Annotated in this window: 15 protein-coding genes and 2 pseudogenes; 10 read left to right on the forward strand and 7 right to left on the reverse strand. The window is 54.6% G+C overall.

Going from position 1 to position 17989, the window contains the following annotated elements; all coding sequences use genetic code 11:
• Nucleotides 1-108 precede the first annotated feature (108 nt).
• The 3 genes and pseudogenes from AC2FIT_RS21735 to AC2FIT_RS21745 all read left to right on the forward strand — a co-directional run.
• A pseudogene (locus tag AC2FIT_RS21735) lies at nt 109-286 on the forward strand (transposase); the annotation flags it as partial.
• Between the two features lie 183 nt (nt 287-469).
• Nucleotides 470-1198, forward strand: coding sequence for a DUF8692 domain-containing protein (locus AC2FIT_RS21740; RefSeq protein WP_496832449.1), 729 nt, complete (start codon nt 470-472; stop codon nt 1196-1198).
• Nucleotides 1199-1395: 197 nt separating this feature from the next.
• Entirely contained in the window at nt 1396-2556 is a 1161-nt protein-coding gene (locus AC2FIT_RS21745; protein ID WP_496832407.1) for an IS30 family transposase, read from the forward strand.
• 172 nt (nt 2557-2728) lie between these two features.
• On the opposite strand, the gene AC2FIT_RS21750 is transcribed toward AC2FIT_RS21745, so the two are convergent.
• The 3 genes from AC2FIT_RS21750 to AC2FIT_RS21760 are packed head-to-tail and all read right to left on the reverse strand — an operon-like array spanning nt 2729 to nt 6515.
• Entirely contained in the window at nt 2729-3736 is a 1008-nt protein-coding gene (locus AC2FIT_RS21750) for an ATP-grasp domain-containing protein (RefSeq protein ID WP_496832409.1), read from the reverse strand.
• On the reverse strand, nt 3733-5640 hold the full coding sequence (locus AC2FIT_RS21755; protein ID WP_496832411.1) for a peptidase MATCAP family protein: 1908 nt from the start codon (nt 5638-5640) through the stop codon (nt 3733-3735). The genes AC2FIT_RS21750 and AC2FIT_RS21755 overlap by 4 nt, the downstream gene beginning before the upstream one ends.
• Complete coding sequence (locus AC2FIT_RS21760; RefSeq protein ID WP_496832413.1) at nt 5637-6515, reverse strand: N-formylglutamate amidohydrolase; 879 nt, start codon at nt 6513-6515, stop codon at nt 5637-5639. Before AC2FIT_RS21760 ends, AC2FIT_RS21755 begins: the two co-directional genes overlap by 4 nt.
• 481 nt (nt 6516-6996) lie before the next feature.
• Here AC2FIT_RS21760 and AC2FIT_RS21765 point away from each other — a divergent pair, with 481 nt between their 5' ends.
• Nucleotides 6997-7704 (forward strand): IS6 family transposase, encoded by a 708-nt coding sequence (locus AC2FIT_RS21765; RefSeq protein ID WP_496832415.1) that lies wholly within the window; start codon nt 6997-6999, stop codon nt 7702-7704.
• A 53-nt stretch (nt 7705-7757) separates the two neighbouring features.
• Nucleotides 7758-8342: pseudogene (locus AC2FIT_RS21770) on the forward strand (IS6 family transposase); the annotation flags it as partial.
• Nucleotides 8343-8747: 405 nt separating this feature from the next.
• Here AC2FIT_RS21770 and AC2FIT_RS21775 read toward each other — a convergent pair.
• The 3 genes from AC2FIT_RS21775 to AC2FIT_RS21785 all read right to left on the reverse strand — a co-directional run bounded on the left by AC2FIT_RS21775 (nt 8748) and on the right by AC2FIT_RS21785 (nt 11053).
• Nucleotides 8748-8900, reverse strand: coding sequence for a GFA family protein (locus AC2FIT_RS21775; protein ID WP_496832417.1), 153 nt, complete (start codon nt 8898-8900; stop codon nt 8748-8750).
• Between the two features lie 128 nt (nt 8901-9028).
• A complete protein-coding gene (locus AC2FIT_RS21780; protein WP_496832419.1) occupies nt 9029-9391 on the reverse strand; it encodes a YybH family protein in 363 nt (120 codons plus the stop codon).
• A 597-nt stretch (nt 9392-9988) separates the two neighbouring features.
• Nucleotides 9989-11053, reverse strand: coding sequence for an AraC family transcriptional regulator (locus tag AC2FIT_RS21785; RefSeq protein ID WP_496832421.1), 1065 nt, complete (start codon nt 11051-11053; stop codon nt 9989-9991).
• 270 nt (nt 11054-11323) lie between these two features.
• Between AC2FIT_RS21785 and AC2FIT_RS21790 the strand changes: the two genes are divergently transcribed.
• The 5 genes from AC2FIT_RS21790 to AC2FIT_RS21810 all read left to right on the forward strand — a co-directional run bounded on the left by AC2FIT_RS21790 (nt 11324) and on the right by AC2FIT_RS21810 (nt 17088).
• Complete coding sequence (locus AC2FIT_RS21790; protein WP_496832423.1) at nt 11324-12730, forward strand: DUF1254 domain-containing protein; 1407 nt, start codon at nt 11324-11326, stop codon at nt 12728-12730.
• Between the two features lie 192 nt (nt 12731-12922).
• Nucleotides 12923-13654, forward strand: coding sequence for a hypothetical protein (locus AC2FIT_RS21795; protein WP_496832425.1), 732 nt, complete (start codon nt 12923-12925; stop codon nt 13652-13654).
• Between the two features lie 75 nt (nt 13655-13729).
• Complete coding sequence (locus tag AC2FIT_RS21800) at nt 13730-13942, forward strand: hypothetical protein (protein WP_496832427.1); 213 nt, start codon at nt 13730-13732, stop codon at nt 13940-13942.
• 233 nt (nt 13943-14175) lie between these two features.
• Nucleotides 14176-15498 carry a mechanosensitive ion channel family protein gene (locus tag AC2FIT_RS21805; RefSeq protein ID WP_496832429.1) on the forward strand — a complete coding sequence of 441 codons (1323 nt, stop codon included), beginning with the start codon at nt 14176-14178 and terminating at the stop codon, nt 15496-15498.
• 522 nt (nt 15499-16020) lie between these two features.
• Nucleotides 16021-17088, forward strand: a complete 1068-nt coding sequence (locus AC2FIT_RS21810) for a substrate-binding periplasmic protein (RefSeq protein ID WP_496832431.1) — start codon at nt 16021-16023, stop codon at nt 17086-17088.
• A 116-nt stretch (nt 17089-17204) separates the two neighbouring features.
• On the opposite strand, the gene hdhA is transcribed toward AC2FIT_RS21810, so the two are convergent.
• Entirely contained in the window at nt 17205-17972 is a 768-nt protein-coding gene (hdhA, locus tag AC2FIT_RS21815; protein WP_496832433.1) for a 7-alpha-hydroxysteroid dehydrogenase, read from the reverse strand.
• Between the last annotated feature and the right edge of the window lie 17 nt (nt 17973-17989).

The following is a 17989-nucleotide window of genomic DNA, read 5'->3' on the forward strand; positions in this document are numbered from 1 at the left end:
TTTCAGCGGTGAACGTCGGTTTAACACAGCTAAGCCGTCATCTGACTAAACCCCTCAGATGACCGAGTCGAGCCCAAAGCTGCCAAATGTTTCCATGCAGCGAAGGTCCTCCCAGGCCGAAAGCAGCGCAAGACGTCGGTCATTTACGACAAGCGCAGATACAAACAGAATTGATGTATTATTTGGCAGGCTTAAGGATTGGAGGCGCGTGGCCACCCGCTATGACCGCCGCCCCAAGATCTTCCTTTCAGCCACCGCTCTCGCAGCAACAGTCTTCTACTTGTTAAGACTCCTGACCCTAGATTTTTTAGTTATTTTTGGAAACAATAGAGTCATTCTATCCATAATTGATGCGTTAATTGAGCCAAAATTTACTTCCAAATCACGTTATTTCGGCAATGCGATTTACCTTCAGAGATCTGCGTCTAAGCTAGTGTGCGGTAGCGAAACTAGGAGAGCAAAACTTAGAGTGCCGAATTTACCAACTCCCTTCCAATACCTTTTTTTGGCAGCCGTAGTTATTATTCCTACTTCGGGTCTGGCTGGTTTTTCTCTCATTTTATCGAATGCGACCGACAGTGAATACGGGCGACTTGCCTTCGAGGTGTTCTGGGTTGGTGAAGAATCCAACGTGCCAACATTCATTAACTTTTTGCTTCTTATTGTATCCAGCGGCTTCATTGCTTTGGCGGCAGCGCAAGCATTTTCCGATAGGGATCCGTGGCGCTGGCATTGGTTTGGTCTTGCGGTTGTCGTTCTTCTTGCGGCGTTCGACGATTCCGCTCAGGTACATGAGCCAGTTGGTTCCTACCTAACGAAGGGTATTGAAGGGAGTGGGTTGTTTGCCTGGGAATGGGTCTTCTACGGTTTCGCGGTTGTTTCGATACTCGTGCTGCTTGGATTTCGCTTTGTGGTGTACGGCATGAATGCTGCGCCTAGGCGATATCTAGTCCTTGGTGCACTCGTATATTTTGGCGCTGCACTTGGGCTAGAGATGGTTTCAGCCTTCATGTGGTTTCACGAAATGGACAACGGCCGATACGTGACGCTGCTTGAGGAAACCTGCGAAATGTTTGGTGCCGCGCTCTTTGGAGCCAGCGGACTGAGGCAATTGATGCCGGTGCAAGAAGTCAGAAAGGCGACGTACGCTAGTTCCCAATCCAGATTTGGCAATGTCCACGAGATCACTAGGTACTAGGTCATTGAAAATGCGCGCGGGGTGTCCAGAAGTAGCTGCGCCAATGAAATGGTCGCACCTACCAATGACCGCTCAGCCAGCGGAGCAGTCGTTCACTTCTACTAATCGTGCAACGAATTAGCGAATGGCTACTTTGAGCGGCGGGTTCAATGGGTCGACGCAACACTTCACTTTGAGAGCAAAGATGGAGTGTTGGGATGGGATACCGTCGTCGGATTTATTTCACGGAGCAGCAGAAGGCTGAGATTTGGGATCGCTGGCAGCGTGGAGAGTCGATGCGCTCGATCGGACGGCTGTTCGATCGCGGCTCATCGTCGATCTATCCACTGCTTGCGAGAACGGGCGGTATTCGTCCGCCGGAGCGGCGAAGGTCACGACTGGCGATGACCCTTGCGGAGCGGGAGGAGGTGTCGCGCAGTCTGAGCGCCGGGCTATCCCTGCGGTGCATTGCGAGGCAGCTTCACCGGGCGCCGTCTACAATCAGCCGAGAGGTACGGCGCAACGGCGGCCGGCATATCTACCGAGCCGCCAGTGCTGACCAAGCGGCCTGGGATCGGGCGCGTGGCTCAAGGCCTTGCAAGCTGGCGAACAGGCCGTGGCTCTGTCAGACAATAGCAAAGAAGCTTGTGTGCAAGTGGTCCCCCCAGCAGATCGCGGGGTGGCTGAAGCGCGAGCATCCCGATGATGAGGACGCGCGGGTGTCGCACGAAACGATCTATCGAAGCCTGTTTATCCAGGCGCGGGGCGTTCTGAAGAAAGAGCTTCTGACGCACCTCCGGGCGACCCGCGCCATCCGCCGCTCTCGGCACGCCAGCCTGAAGCGGGACGGCCTCGGTCAAATCAAGGATGCGATTTCCATCCGGGAACGCCCTGCCGCCATCGAGGACCGCGCTATCCCCGGCCACTGGGAAGGCGATCTCATCGCGGGCTCGAAGAACAGCTTCATTGCCACGCTGGTCGAGCGCCGGACCCGCTACGTCATGCTCGCCAAGGTGAGTGGCAAAGAAACACAGACCGTCGTGTCGGCCCTCGCCAAACAGGTCCAGCATCTGCCGAGAGAGCTTCGGCTCTCGCTGACCTGGGACCGTGGCAAAGAGCTGGCCGATCACAAGAGCCTATCGTTGGCCACCGAGCTCGACATCTACTTTTGCGATCCGCACAGCCCGTGGCAACGCGGCACCAACGAGAACACCAACCGTCTTCTTCGACAGTACTTCCCGAAAGGCACCGACCTTTCCGTGCACACCCAAGAGCATCTTGATGCCGTCGCCCGTGAACTCAACGAGCGGCCCAGAAAGACCTTGAATTACTTCTCACCCGCAGAGAAGTTCGAAGAATGTGTTGCGTCGATCGGTTGAATCGGCACCGCAAGGCGGTCATAGACGGTTTCTTCACCAGCGTCTGCAATCGCCGGAAGCGGTCATTGGAAGCAAAATGTTCGGTCTTTCGTGACCGAACGACCGCTCAGCGGCGCTTTACCGTCAACTGAGCAAATCACTCGGATGACCGAGTCGAGCCCGGAGCGGACGATCAATCTTCACGCCGATGGTGCACCAACCTCCGCTCAAGGCCCTCAATAACGCGAGGCCCAAATTCGACCCCCGTTACACGCTCAGCTGCGATGAGCGCGCCTGGCGAAAAAACATTTACCTCGACCATTCGATCGCCGATGATGTCTAGGCCCACAAAAAACATGCCATCTTCCCGCAGCCGCGGACGCGCAAGCTCTGCGATTTCGCGGACACGCTGAGTGATCGCGGCTTTCCGTGCTCGACCGCCTGCCGTCAGGTTGCTTCTTAGATCCCCCCGCGCCGGAACTCTATGAACCGCGGCGATCTCGCCCTGCGTCTCGATAAAGTCGCCATCCATTAGGAATACCCGCGTGTCGCCCTCGCTCGACGCTGGGAGGTACTCTTGCGAGATTAGGTAACCTTCACGGCAGACCGCATCGAAAATCTGGCGCAGATTGTACTGGTCGTCCTGCCGGATCAAAAAGACATTGTGCCCGCCCGAACCGCGCAGCGGCTTGACCACAGCCACGCCACCGACTTCGTCCAAAAAGGCGCGCACAGCATCGAAATCCCGCGTAATCACTGTTCGTGGTCGCACCTCGCTCGGAAACAGTTGGAGATAGAGTTTGTTGACGGCGTGGTACAAGCCGTCGGGACTATTAACCACCAGCGCACCTGCCCGCTCCGCAAGCCTCCCGAAATTCACACCGGCCAGCTGGGCCCATGGCCGGGTCAGGGCGTCGGCTGCCGGATCGTTCCGCAAGAAAAGAATGTCGAGCTCTCCGAGGTCCAACTGTCTGACATCGGCCGCAACCAGCGAAGATATTACCTCTGCACGGCTGTCCAAGGGCGATCTGCCGAGGCAGCGGGCGCGGGCGCTTAACTGGTCATCCATTCCAAGTTCGAACTGGCCGACCTCCACATACCATACCTCATGCCCCTTCTGGAGGGCGTGCATCGCCAAATGAGTTGTTGTGTAGTCAGTGCGTTCGGTGGCGAGATCATTGATAGCGAACGCAAGTTTCATGGGCAGCCTCCATTCACCAGATCAGTAACACGGGCGCCGGACAACAGAGCCTCTAGGCGATCTTGCGAAGCTGCATCCTCAAGATAGCGCGGTCTAAGCGGACCGGGCGTCAATATCTTCCGCCAGCGAAGTTCCTCGACGATCTCCATATGCTCCAAGGCCACTTTCCCAAGTAGGAGGTCATCGAAGGCATTACCTGCGCCGAGATGGTCGAGAAGTGCTACAAGGCCTCGAAGGTAGACTACATCCTTGGTCAAGCCGCCTCCCCGGTAAGCTCTCATTGAAATCGTGAATGCATCCCGTTCCCCGAAATCATAGGTCGAGGCCAGAACCCGGTATGTTTCAATAAAATCCGCGCCGCCGGTCATGCAGTCCACTGCGACAACCCGGCCCGCCAGCGTTCGCAGTCTCGCGGCTGAGAAGCCTCCGCACAGATATTCAGACAAGACGGCAAGACCCTCTTGCGTTTCCTCGTATCCTGGCATGCCCGAATGGAATTGCGACAAAGGCTGCTGCAAGCCATTGTAATATGTCAGAATATGGGTGCCGACTTCATGCTGGATCAAGGAATTCACTCGGTCTCTTGCGACTGACGTCGTAGCACCGACCAAGAAATTTCCTTTCGAGACCAAAACACCTGGTATGTCCTCTCGAAGCTCCACGCGGGCAGGTAGTTCAGGCATGAGTTCCCGGTAGTAGGCGAGTTCCTCTTCGGCCAAAAGCGCGAAATCCTGAGCGCTTACGACATCCCTGTTTGACGGAATATTCACCTTGGTCTCTAGGCGATCAAGGATGTCGTGCGAGGCCTGAGTTAAAGCCTCATCTGCTCCACCGAAAACCTGCTGACTTTCCAGGAGAAAACGCGGAGAACCGCGATCCGCGAGCATCGTGATCTGACGATCAAGCTCGTCGCGCTGCGCTGAATAGACGTAATGCAGCGCTGGGTCTTCGATCGTTTCGAGAGGGACCTGATACAGCTGGAACTTAAGGGCGCCGGGATCGACGGTTACCGGCCGATAGAGGAACTCGGGTTCAGCGGCACATCCATTCGAAATGAAACGTTGAAAGGAGACCTCGGCATTCACCGGTGTTACGAAAAGTAGAAGGTCGAATGTGTCGCTGACCGCCGAAAATCGCTTGTCGACCTCCGTCACTTCCGGGCCCATCGCTCGCGGCCCGAGTTCATGGAAATGCGCAGGCCGATTGCGGGCATGGGTGTGCGAGAATGCGTAGAACGCATTTCGCAGCGCGCGGCCGACGTCTCGCGTGAATGTTCTGAGGACCCCCGGGATTACCTCGCTGGACTTCGGGACACGAAACAGCGGCGGGATTTCAAGGCCCATCAGAAATATGTCGTCGCGGGCTTCGGAACGCTCGCTTAGAACAGGTTGCATTCCGGGCGGAGACGCACCGGAGCAATATTCAACAGCAATCTCCGCTTTAGGAGTGGACCTCATGGACAGCAAGGCCCGCTCCAGTGCCGCGATTGTCTCTCGCGATACACCGTGCTGCTCAGCGATTATCCTGAAACGCGCAGGAGCTTCTTCAGGACCCATCGCGTCCAATGCGCTATTCGATGCACTCCAGATTTCTATTACAAGTGCTGCGCCATAAATCTGGCACATGGTGTCAACCAGCTGCGCGACGACTTTCCGCGTTTCGGGCAGGCTCTGCCTAAGAGGATCCGCGACCAGGTACGCAGTTTGCCCGGATAGCAGCTGGCGTGTGCCCGGATCGCTCCGATCTACCGGCTGCCTATATAAACAGATGAACGGTTGGAGGTGGTCGACGAAAAGTTCACCTTTGCCATTGGGAAGCTTGAGTGAAAGTGTCTTCCCGTCCTTCAGATCCTGCGCGAACAGCGTGAAGTCGAGGTTTGCGGAGCCAAATTCAATATTTGTCATCGAACCATCCTCAGACTTACTTCAACTTGCGTGAGCGTCTTTCGGAAAGCTCTAAGGAGCTGTTCAAAGGTGCTGCGGTTCAACGAGCCCGTCCATTCATCCATGAAGAACTTTTTGACCTCTATCGCCAGGCAGCATCCGCTCCGCGGAAACCGCGTGTGGACGAACTCGGCAAGGTACCGACCACGAAACCTCACGTTTTCCCGAACGTCGAGATGACGACCGGCGACATCTGCACCTGACAGAGAGGTAATGAATTCATCGACCACCGGAGCCCAGTACTCGCGATCCATACTGCCGGTACCCACGTTGATTTCGGGGTTGGTTCGAGGTTCGGCTACCGGTCCTTCCGGCCCGTCTCTTCGGTAGTTGTAGCTGTGACAGTCGAGAACGATGAACCGGTCCTCGCGATCTTCGATCCGCTTCAGAAGTTCGCCGAGCATCTTGTAGAAGCGCCGGTGCTCTTCCAGAGAACGCCGATACATGGTCTGCGTAAGCCCATCACCCGGCTTCCAAACCTGAAGGTTCCAGCAATCCGAAGGTTGAACACAAATTGCTTCGTCAGCCGGCCTGTTCAGATCGACCTCGAACCGTGAACGGAATGTCTGGATCTGCGTACCACAAAGTGCGGCGATTCCGTCCGTGTAAGGATCCTCTTCCCGAAGACGCGTCTTGTCATCGATTTCGAGGGCAGCGCGCAGGCCCGGACGGATGGCATGACCCGCATGAACGGCAAGCCCGACGAAGGGCCCCGGTCCGTGAATAACACGCCAAAGCGCCGCATCAAAATCGGTTCCAGACAAGTCCCTTTTGGCACCAAACTCCCGGTCCGATCCATCGGTTGGAACTCGGTGTTCTTGTCTTTTCGGATGCATCGGTGCCGCCACCTCCATAAAGCCAACACTGATCTCCGACCGAAATTGCCCGCAGTTGCGATCGCTCGATGCGTCGGGTCCGTAGAGGCTAGCATTCAAAGTTAATTCCTTCGTTGATTTACATCAACGTTGGTAAGGTGGCCGAATTATTCAACCAGTTCCACTGCCGCCTTGCGCGCAGAGGCCGACAGGCGGGTTTGTCCGTAACTCAAACTTAGACGCCTTGAAGCCAACGTCCGGTTCTGCCGTAAGCCGACATAGAGGCGTCAAAGCGGACGATGCCGCAGCATCCGCTGTTCCTGAGCGATCGCTGAAAGCAGCTTAGCTGTCATCTGACTGAAAGCGTCAGATTTCTCAGTTGAAGCGAAAGCTGACTTAAGAAATGCGTCGAGTTTGTCTGCCACGAAAATGGAACTCATCGATTGGTCTTGTCAGAGGGAAGGTCATTGAGAAAAGCCGGGCGCTCCCGTAGCGTCCGGCCATGACCAAACGCAGCCCATTTCGCTACTTTCGTACGTCGCCGGAAATCATCCGCTTGGCGGTCATGATGTACATTCGGTTTCCTTTGTCGCTGAGGAATGTCGAAGACTTGCTGCATGAACGCGGCATCGACGTGAGCCATGAATCTGTTCGTTTCTGGTGGCAAAGATTTGGCCCGAGATTTGCATCCGAAATCCGCAAAAGGCGTTCTCAATCGATGCGTTGCCATTCTAACTGGAAGTGGCACTTGGATGAGGTGTTCGTGAAGATCAACGGCGAGCGGCACTATTTGTGGCGAGCCGTCGATCACGAAGGTGAAGTTCTGGAAAGCTATGTGACAAAGAGGCGAGACAAGAAGGCAGCGTTGAAATTCCTCAAGAAATCAATGCGGAAATTCGGCCGACCGGAAACCGTTGTTACGGACAAGCTCCGCTCCTATGGCGCTGCGATGAAGGAAATCGGCAACGTAGATCGGCAAGAGACTGGTCGTTGGTTGAACAATCGGGCGGAGAATTCTCATCTTCCATTTCGACGAAGGGAGAGGGCAATGCAACGCTTTCGGCGATTACGAAGCCTGCAGAAATTCGCATCCGTACACGCCTCTGTCCTCAACCTCTTCAATTCGGAACGCAGCCTCTACTCAAGATCTGATTTCAAGCTGAACCGTGCCGCCGTTCTCGCCGAGTGGCGGCAACTTTGTGCGGAATAAGGGGTAGCCTCCCTGTCCTAGCTGAGACCAGTTCGAATCCGTCTGACAGCACCCTGCTGCATGAACGGGGCATCAATGTCAGCCATGAAGCGGTCCGGTACTGGTGGCATAGGTTCGCGTCCGAGATCAGAAAACGGCGGATTGCTGGCATGAAATCCAGCAAGTGGCGCTGGCATTTGGATGAGATTTCCGTGAAGATCAACGGCGAGCGGCATTATCTTTGGCGGGCTGTCGATTATGAAGGCGAAATTCTGGAAAGCTTCGTCACAAAGACACGTGACAAGAAAGCTGCGTTGAAATTCTTAAAGAAAACAATGCGAAAACACGGTCGTCCTGAGGTGATCGTCACAGATCTGTTGCGCTCTTACGGTGCGGCTCTGAAGGATATCGGTGCAGCTGGAAAACAAGAAACAGGCCGCTGGCTGAACAACCGAGCGGAGAATTCACATCTGCCTTTCCGACGATGAGAACGGGCGGTGCTCCGCTTCCGGCGCATGCGAAGTTTGCAGAAATTCGCCGCCGTCCACGCCTCAATTTACAACCTGTTCAATTCGGAATGAAGCCTTCACTTACGACCCAATTTTAAAATCAACCGTGCCGCTGCTCTTGCTGAGTGGCGCGGTCTCGGTACTGCATAACGGGCAGTGCCACTGTCCTTGTGGAGACCGGTTCGAATTAGTCTGCCAGCACCCTAAGGCGGCATCTATGTGGCATGGGAAGGCGCCGACACGGCATCTTTTATGAAGACCAACACGGTATACTGCCCTTCAGCTTTCAGCATTCGTCCGTCGCGCGTCTGGCAGGCTGGAGATGTGTTCAAGGTCAATCTGCAAGTCCAGGAATGGCAGTTTGTCCTCCAAGTACCAGTATTTCTGAGGCGGAAATGCATCTTGGTTGTCCAAAGCGCCGTGGGCAATGCAGATATGCTCATATTCTGTATTGCTGAAACCGATCTGCGAACTGCATGCACTGCAGAAGCCGCGAGATACCATGGCGCTTGATTGGCACCAAGTGGGTTGTCCTTTTATGAAACGCAGTTCTGCTTAAGTGAAGAACGCCCACGCACTCACGACGCTGCCGACGTTCCTTCGGCACCTCCCACAGTGGCAGTAACAGACATGAAATGGTTGTTGTTGGCACTCAAAGCGGACTGCGCCACAGAGACAACCTCCCGTGACTAACTGATCCTTAGCCATGTTAACCCTCTGAGATAAACGCCTGGCTCGCACGGCTACTAAGCGGAACGCTGTCTAATCGACAGATCGATTTCCTCAAAGTGGAAGCCACTTTGCGGGCCGCGAGTTGGGCTCTGTTCGTCTCTATGTCAGGCGTCGAAGTTCCAGATATCCCGGTGGATCCTCCAACCGTTGTCGGTCTTTCTGCCAATCACGATGTACTTCCCAGCGAGTTCGGTATCGCCCATCCTTCCAGATAGCGTTCCCACCGTGACTGAGCTGTCGCCGGTGACATCAACGGTCGTTGCGACGATGCTCACATCGCTGAGACCCGCATCGATGCCGGCTTGCCAGTAGCCTTGGATCGCTTCCTTGCCATCAATTCGTCCGGCTCCCGGCGGAAGGATCGATGCATCATCTGTGTATTGACCGGCAACTGCAGCGGCGTCCCCTGAGTTGATGCCATGGGCTACTCGACTGTCGAGCGCTTTGATCTGATCCAAGTCGGACATTTTAGTGTCCCCCCTTCGAGTACTAATGCTGAGCGAAGATAGCACAGAACGGACTTCCGATCTAACAGGCGCCATTTTCAGCCCCGGAGCCGCCACCCAAGCCGCCTGTCCTATACCCACAGCGGCACTTGAGAGTCTGGATTGTCCGCAAGCCGGTCGTAGCCAAGATTTCGGAGAGCGATCGCTTTTTGTGAGAGCGGTCGTTCCTGTTCGAAACTCCGAGTTTTCGGGGGTGAACGTCCGCTCAAAGCCGCTAATCGGTCATCTGAGTAAATCAGTCAGGTGACTGCGTTGAGCCCGAACCGGTCTTCGTGACTGCTATCGGTGGACAGCGGCTTTGCGTCTTAAAGCTGCCTCCGTGTCCTTGATCCGAATTGGCCCAACGGGACTGGAAACCAGGCGCGAAGGCTGCCATTGGTCCTGATGCCATGGTCCCCAGCAGGCAGGCGAATGTTTGGCGGCACGCTCGCATGCAGACATCTGATGCACACCGGTCATGCTTGCTTGGGCAAGAGGAGGGCTGCCCTCGCTCTTGCGGCGATCTGGCTGAGCGGTCGCGCAAGAGCACCGGAGATTTAATCAGATAATTGACAACGTTTAATGAACCGCCCGGTTGAAATTGCTTTGGTGCGCAAGCCATGACGCCAACGCTTGCCGTCTCCATACCGAAGGAGATGTCCCGCTCCATCGTCGAAATGCTTTGCTGAAAATCCCGGGCGATGCAAAACCAAGGAAGTCGCTGATTTCACCAAGTGGTATTTCCGTAAGTTCAAGCATCTCGCGCGCAACTGCATAGCGGACTGTGTCACGGAGTTCTTCGAATGTTTGCCCTTCGCCTGCCAGCCGGCGTCGCAAGGTCCGAGAATGAACGCCCAATTCGCCTGCCACACCTGCCATCGTCGGCCCGTCGTAGTGCATCAAGTGTCTGATCGCATGGCCCGCCCTTGCAGATACACCGGGTTTGGTTTCCCAGATCGAGTCTTCAATGACTGCCAGCAACTTTTGTCGCTCTTCAGCATTGGCATGGGGCGGCGTGATCCGCATTGACGTTGCATCAATGATCGCGCAAGTACGTTGCTGGTTGAACCGCACAGGCAGTTTCAACAGCTTTGCATAGGTTGCGGGATCATCGTCCTTGCTGTGCGCAAGGTGGACCTCGATAGGTTTGACAGTGCCGTTCGTGAGTTCGTGAACCATGCGCATCGCGATGCAGACGATGACGTCATAAAGAACACGGGTGCCCGGCGCGGAAACTTCGTACGTGCCATATCCGAAAGCGTATTCGTCGCCCAAATTGTTCAGGTAGACAATTGCACCGCTCGAATATCCCAGTTGCCATGTCACACAATCGACGAGTGCCTGCTTGAGCGTTGGAGCAGTATGCATCAGTTCACCGATCAGACCGTGGTGTTTGACCACCTCGAAGCGCGCCCCGAACAGAAGCCCTATATGAGGACAGCCTGACATCACCGCCGCACGATCCAATAGCTTTAACAGATCCGGGAAGGGCATCCGCAAGTCTGGCGTGATCGTCGTAGGGTCCACACCGCTGCCGTCAAAAATCGCTCCTACGTCCGCGCCAAGATCTTTCAGTACGCGAGGAAGCTCGGACAGCGGACCCACGCGTTGAGTTGTAATCGTATGCGCATGAGCCTTTTTCATTTTGTCCTCTAAAGCGAAGCGGTGTGCCCAGAATTAGTGTACCCGTGTGCTCATGACCAGTGTTCAGTCTTGAGCCTTGTTTTCGCAAGGGTCTCGAAGAGCGGTTAAGGTCATTGAAGTTTGCGCGACGGCTTGAACGTAAATTTCAATTCTGCCTTGCACACCGGCCGCACAGCTGTGTTGCAACACTTCCCGATATTGCCGTGTAGGAGGGTGCTTTGCACCCGCTGGTAACGCATGCTCACTCACTTTTTGGAGTAACTTAGAACAATGACGAAATCAGGAATACTAGCCAGTGCGCTTGCTGGGACCTTGGCGCTTGGCGGAACTGCAGCAGTGTCGCAAAGCAGCCCGACCAAGGACCAGATCACGGAAATAGCGAAGGAGGCGACAGTCTACGCCCTGCCAATGCTGATGAATTATGGCGTAATGTATGAATACGCAGTCGATGTTGACGGCCCTCAATATAAAGCACCGTTCAACACCTTGTTCAGCGAGGCAAATGTCTTCACTTACAAGGACACCGCTGTTGTAACACCCAATAGCGATACACCTTATTCCTTTATCTGGATGGACTTGCGCGCCGAGCCGATGGTGCTGTGCGTGCCCGAAATTGAGAAATCGCGCTACTATTCGGTGCAGCTTGTCTCGCAGTACACCTATAACTTTGGCTACATTGGCAGCCGAACGACAGGGAATGACGGAGGCTGCTACGCGATTGTCGGCCCCGAGTGGAGCGGAGACACGCCCGCAGGTGTCGACAAGGTGTTCCAATCAGGCACACAGTTCGCATTGGGTCTTTTCCGGACGCAGTTGATCAACGCAGCCGACATAGGCAACGTCCGAGCTATTCAGGCGAAATACAGCGCCAAGCCTCTCTCGGAGTTTCTGGGCACCACAGCTCCTGCGGCACAGCCCGCAATTGACTGGCCCAAAATTGACAAGGACCTCGCCAAGCAGGATCCTTTTAGTTACCTCTCATTCCTGCTGCAATTCGCACCCCCGACTGGGATTTTTGAAGACGAGAAACCAATGCGTGAGCGGTTTGCCAACGTCGGGATAGAGCCAGGCGCATCGTTTCCGTCAAAACCACTGAGTGCAGACGAGATCGCTGGCATGAAAGCCGCTGCCGCCGAAATGCAGACCGAAGTTGCGTCACTCGGCAAGCAAATCAATGGCTGGCAAGTTTCTGAAGGTTTGTTCGGTGATCGCAAGATGATGGGCGATGACTATAAGGTACGGGCAGCGGCAGCTATTCTTGGCATATTCGGCAACGACTCCGCCGAAGCGCTGTACCCGCTGGCCAAAGTAGACGCGGACGGCAAACCATTGGATGGCGGCAAAGCAAACTATACTCTGACCTTTCCAGCAGGAGAGCTGCCTCCCGTAAACGCCTTCTGGTCGGTGACGATGTATGATGGCAAAACTCAACTTCTTATCGAGAACCCGATCAACCGATACTTGATCAACTCACCGATGTTGCCTGACCTCAAAACCAGCGCTGACGGGTCCCTGACGCTCTATATTCAGAACAAGGAACCGACAGATCCAGACCAGAAAGCAAACTGGCTCCCTGCGCCGGATGGGCCGATTTTCATGGTTATGCGTCTTTATTGGCCAAAGGACGATGCATTGAAAGGTACGTGGAAGCCGCCAGCCGTAACCATGGTCAAGTAACGCCACCACTCACAGTAAAGACCGCACCCTAAAAGTTGAGGGGTGCGGCTATCGGACGCTTGAGGAGTTTATGCCAGAGGGCCGCCAAACATTTTGAAACCATTCCCGACCTCAGAATGAAAGTCATCTGATTCCAGAGAGATTGGCAGACTGTAAACGGAAAAAGCCACGGACAATATCAGGGACAGATAGATGAAAAAGAAAACCCTAGCAGCCGTACTGATTGCCACGTGTCCAACTGTCGGGCATGCCGAAAAATGGGAAAAAGTGATCACGCTTTATGGCTGGCTCCCGGCGCTCGACACGTCCATCGAGACGCCCTTCGGAGAAATTGAATCAAGCCCATCGGGAAGTGATGTTCTGTCTGACCTCGACATGGTCTTTATGGGAACGTTCGAAGCACACCGTGGCAACTGGGGTATCGTCAAGGACATCATTTATGTTGATCTTTCAGATACTCAGAGCACGCCTTTTGGCACATTGTTTTCTGATGGAACGACCGACATCACGATGTGGGCAGTGAGTGGTTACCTCACCTACAGATTCTACCAAAGTGACACAGCCAGTTACGAAGTCGCTGCCGGTTTCCGTTATTTCGATCTGGACACCGTTGTGTCGTTGGGCGCGGGCACCCGACCGGCACAAAGCAGATCGTTGAACGACAATTGGTTTGACCCTGTGATCGGGCTGCGCGGGAACTGGAAGTTATCTGAAAAATGGTCCGCCAGTGCATTCGCCGATTACGGGAGTTTCACAGGCTCCAGCGAAACGTGGCAGGTCCTTGGCACAATGAATTATAGCATCAAAGATAACCTTTTCGTCCGGTTCGGATACCGCCACATGGAAGTCAGTAAGACAATCAAGGGATCAGATGTCGAGGTCGGCCTATCCGGCCCGGTCATTGGCCTGACGTATCAGTTTTGAATTTTGACAACAGCACGTCCCGTGGTCACCTATGCAGCGCTTCGACAAGGATCTTCAGAAAACCGTGAGGCGGGTATGACAGCTATACCGGTGATCGCCTTGGCTTGCCTCGTGGTCATCGTGACGGTCAGTCAGGCCTTCCCGCAAAACAACTGGACACAGCGGAAATGCGATCTATGCGCCGAGGCGTGGACTTGGATTTTGGAAACGCAAGATCTTGCCGGTGTCAGGATCGCGTTCATCAAAGAACACCAGTCATTATTGATGCAAATTGTGATCACGGCATAAAGATATGTCCCGTTACGAAGGGCGATAAGCAACTGGCAGATTTGCTAACTGTAATGTGAATGAACGAAGGAATGGCCAGCACGTTCGTACCCTTTGCGTGCACAGCGCAAGATGGCGCGCCTTCCGCGACAGACGGTAAGGCCAAGTAAGTGCAGCAAGGGTTTGTCCCAAAGTTCCCAGGTGCCGTAATTCCAACGTGCCTCAACATAGCACAAAGACAGGAAATTGAAAAAATGCAGAGTTTTATGAGACATGCCTGTCGTTTTTGCCTTTCAGCGCTGGGTCTGTTTCTTTGCTTTGCTGCAATTACAGCAAGTTCCGTTTTTGCGCAGCAAAGTGCTGCGGCAGCCAAGACTTCACATAGTTTCTCGTCACTTTCGCAAAATCCGGACCTGAGCCGGGAGGATTTACAGACACTCATCATACCTCTTTCGGAGCCGGAACTTGGCAAGGCGGCCGAGATATGGCGCGGCTTCCTGCAGTCCAACCTTGAAGAGATGGCCAGACAAAATGCAGCGCCCCAACATGCTGGCGAAATATCTGACGATGAATCACAGGGTCATCAGGACGTCTTATTTGAAACACAAAGGTCACTGGAACTGAAATACCGCGATATCCTCGCGGAGTGGAAACAGAAAGGGGCAGATGCCGCAGCACTTAAGCCGCACGAATTATATCTCAAAGCGGCACTCAAAAGCACTCTGCGATCTTTCAACCCTTTGGATCTCAGTCGAAGTCTGGAACGCTGGCTATTGTCGCCAGATGGTGGGATTCTTGTTCTTTATAAGGTGGTTGGATTTGCCGTCGCCGTTTGCGTCCTTCTGCTGTGGGCTGGATTTTCCCGCGGATTGGCAGAACGTGCACTGAATAAAACCTCCGCCGTATCCCGCATTCTCAAGAAATTTCTTCTGAAGGTGGTCTATTGGATGACCTTCGTGATCGGCGGGCTGATCTTTTTCAGTTTTCTGGGTGTGAATATCACACCAATCTTCGCCATTTTTGGAGGTCTGTCTTTCATACTGGGTTTTGCTTTGCAGCAGACAATCGGGAATTTGGCCAGCGGTCTGATGATGATGGTGCTGAAACCCTTTGATACCGGTGACACGGTTGTAGTGGCCGGCGTTTCCGGTCAAGTGGACGAAATGTCGGTTGTCTCGGCCAAGATAAGAACATTCGATAATCAGATCATCACCATACCCAACAGCATGATCTGGGGCGATGTGATTACTAATGTAAGCGCGTCAGATACGCGCCGGGTCGATCTTGTGTTTTGCGTGTCCTATTTCGACAGTGCACCCCGTGCGATCAGTGTTTTGGAGAAGCTTGTGGCCGAGAACCCAAAATGCCTCACGAAGCCTGTCCCACAGATTTTCGTGGGCGAGTTAGCAGACAGTTCAGTAAATATCTATTGCAGGCCCTGGGTGAAGCGGGAGGACTACTGGACAGTCTTTTGGGGTTTGACCGGCGCTGTAAAAGAACGTTTTGACGCTGAGGGTATTTCAATCCCGTTTCCACAAAGAGATATTCACTTTGCTGCCCAAAAGGCGGGGGGTTAAAGAGAAGAACTTCTGATGGGCAGCCTTTTATTTATTTCCGCTTTGGGTGGGAATGCGCCATTTGAAGCAATGCAAGTGAAGGCCCGAAAAGTCCGCGACTCGGACATAGCTCCATCTTTCGTCACCGTCTGCTCTCGCGCGAAGCGGCCGTTAGAGGCTAAAGGTTCGAAATTTACCTACCCAACGACCGCTCAACCGAGCTTAGCTGTCATCTGAGCAAAACACCTGGATGACCGAGTCGAGCCCAAAACTACCGAATGCTGCGGCCTAAACAGATGTCTGTAACGCCAAACAAAGCTGCCTTACGCATAGGCCGTTGAGCTTGCAGTTTGCAAATAATTCGTTGTTGAAATGGTAGCCGGGTGGAGATCGGTGGGTACCTGGGCGGTTGGCGGTTACACGATCTACTGAAGAGATGCCCTCAAGCAACGTAGGTCTGCCGCAGCCGCTCTTCCAGCGTGCGGTCAAAGCAATTATCAAGGATCCATGAAAAGACTTCTTTTTTGTGGATTCTTCCTTGCCTTGCTGGTCTGGAACGCCGGAACCGCTAGCGCGCAAGAACGTGTTCCGGGCCAAGACAGCCTGGAATTGATCGTTGGCACCTACGAGTGCCCGCCATTTGCAATGCGTGAAAGCGATGGCAGTTGGTCCGGTCTCGGCATCCTCCTTTGGGAAGAGGTCGCCGACCAGCTCGGGCGGCCCTACAGCATTGAGGAGTTGCCACTGTCCGACCTGCTGGTCGCGGCGGAAGCAGGCCGGATCGATGTGGGTGTCTCATGCATTTCCATCACACCGGAACGGGAAGAACGGGTTGATTTTTCCCACTCTCTTCACGAAACGCACCTCGCGATCGCAGTGCGAGAAGAGACGGTCTGGGTTGCCCTTGTGCAAGTCCTTACGGACGCAAACACGCTTTATTGGCTGGGCGTCCTCGTCCTTATCGCCAGTTCCATCGGCGGGATCTACTATCTTCTGGAACACCGGATAAATCCGAAGATCTATTCCCGCCCAACGGCTTTGGGCCGTGGCCTGGAAGCATTCCTGCTCGGTTTGCTGTCCATCACGCGCGGCCCTGTCAACTATTACGAATTCAAGACGATGCCCGGTCGAATCCTCACGGTACTATTGACAGTCACCACGACCCTGTTTCTAGCAGGGTTCACGGCAATCCTGGCCAGCGCCTTCACGCTCGATCGGCTCAGATCGAACATCACCGGACCGGCGGATCTTGCTGGATTGCGCGTCGCGGCGAAGGAGGCGGCAACCTCTGAGCGCTTCCTCGACCGCATGGGCATCTCACACAGAACGTACGCGGACGTTCCCACGATGCTGGCGGCGCTGCAACGTGGTTGGATCGATGCCGTCGTCGCGGATGATCCTGTTTTGCGGTATGAGATCAAGAGGGGCACCGAGAATGGTGACGTTTCCGATTTACGTGTTCTGCCCCACAGTTTTGAACGTCAGAACTACGGTCTTGTGCTGAGAGAGGACCCACAGTTCCATGAGGAGGTGGACCGCGCTCTTTTAAGGGTCCGCGACAGCGATATCTGGGCCGAGAAGCTTGGAAGATATCTCGGAACGATGCAGTAGCGGTACGATCCTCTGGGCGACCAGGTGCGTTGTCATGCACATAGAGGCGCACCCGGGTGATCGCAGTTGGGTAATGTGCGTCAACGAAGATATGTGGCAGATCCGAAGCAGGTGTGTCAGTCGAGTTCCTGAACGCCTCCACCCGATACCGTGAGTATCTGACCGCTAATCCAGGATGCGGCGGGAGAACACAGAAACAGGGCCGCCTTGGCGATATCCGACGCTTGGCCCAGTCTCTTAATCGGCGTGTGCGCTAGCATTTTCTTTTCCACTTCGGGAGTCAGCACGGAGGCGAGCGCATCGGTCAGGATGGCACCCGGTGCAATCGCGTTCACCCGGATCCCCTTCGCGCCGAGGTCAAAGGCGACATTGCGGGTCAAATGGCTGACGGCTGCCTTGGAGGATCCGTAAGAGGCCATGCGCTTGTTCTTGTTCTCTGCCGACATCGAAGAGATGTTGAGCACGGCCCCGCTACCTGATTTTGCCATCAACGGGACGGCCAACTGGATCAGGCGGAAGGTCGAAAAAACATTGATTTCATAGGCCCAGCGAAAGTCTTCCATAGGCATGTCAAACGGTTTGGGCCCGCCACCACCGGCGTTGTTCACGAGAATGCTCAGACCGCCGAACGTGGTTTCGGCCATCTCGATTGCCGTGTGGAGATCCTCTTCTTTCGTCACGTTGCAGGACACGCCGACCGCTCTGCCGCCGCTTTTGACAATTTCATCGGCCACGCTTTCGGCCGTTTCCTTGTGGAGATCGCTCACAACAACCGCAGCGCCAGCGCTGGCAAAGGTCTCGGCAATGCCGCGACCGATACCCGCTCCGGCACCTGTCACCAAGGTCACTTGGCCTTCCAGTTTGAAATCCTTCGGGTCAAACATGCTAGTCCTCCTTTTCT

Source organism: Ruegeria sp. YTSA135 (assembly GCF_059610165.1).

What these genes read in the sequence shown, in the direction of transcription:
- AC2FIT_RS21785 (WP_496832421.1), bottom strand. Translation starts at nt 11,053, where the DNA reads ATGAAAAAGGCTCATGCGCATACGATTACAACTCAACGCGTGGGTCCG.
- AC2FIT_RS21790 (WP_496832423.1), top strand. Translation starts at nt 11,324, where the DNA reads ATGACGAAATCAGGAATACTAGCCAGTGCGCTTGCTGGGACCTTGGCG.
- AC2FIT_RS21755 (WP_496832411.1), bottom strand. Translation starts at nt 5,640, where the DNA reads ATGACAAATATTGAATTTGGCTCCGCAAACCTCGACTTCACGCTGTTC.
- hdhA (WP_496832433.1), bottom strand. Translation starts at nt 17,972, where the DNA reads ATGTTTGACCCGAAGGATTTCAAACTGGAAGGCCAAGTGACCTTGGTG.
- AC2FIT_RS21775 (WP_496832417.1), bottom strand. Translation starts at nt 8,900, where the DNA reads ATGGCTAAGGATCAGTTAGTCACGGGAGGTTGTCTCTGTGGCGCAGTC.
- AC2FIT_RS21760 (WP_496832413.1), bottom strand. Translation starts at nt 6,515, where the DNA reads ATGCATCCGAAAAGACAAGAACACCGAGTTCCAACCGATGGATCGGAC.
- AC2FIT_RS21765 (WP_496832415.1), top strand. Translation starts at nt 6,997, where the DNA reads ATGACCAAACGCAGCCCATTTCGCTACTTTCGTACGTCGCCGGAAATC.
- AC2FIT_RS21800 (WP_496832427.1), top strand. Translation starts at nt 13,730, where the DNA reads ATGACAGCTATACCGGTGATCGCCTTGGCTTGCCTCGTGGTCATCGTG.
- AC2FIT_RS21795 (WP_496832425.1), top strand. Translation starts at nt 12,923, where the DNA reads ATGAAAAAGAAAACCCTAGCAGCCGTACTGATTGCCACGTGTCCAACT.
- AC2FIT_RS21745 (WP_496832407.1), top strand. Translation starts at nt 1,396, where the DNA reads ATGGGATACCGTCGTCGGATTTATTTCACGGAGCAGCAGAAGGCTGAG.
- AC2FIT_RS21805 (WP_496832429.1), top strand. Translation starts at nt 14,176, where the DNA reads ATGCAGAGTTTTATGAGACATGCCTGTCGTTTTTGCCTTTCAGCGCTG.
- AC2FIT_RS21750 (WP_496832409.1), bottom strand. Translation starts at nt 3,736, where the DNA reads ATGAAACTTGCGTTCGCTATCAATGATCTCGCCACCGAACGCACTGAC.
- AC2FIT_RS21780 (WP_496832419.1), bottom strand. Translation starts at nt 9,391, where the DNA reads ATGTCCGACTTGGATCAGATCAAAGCGCTCGACAGTCGAGTAGCCCAT.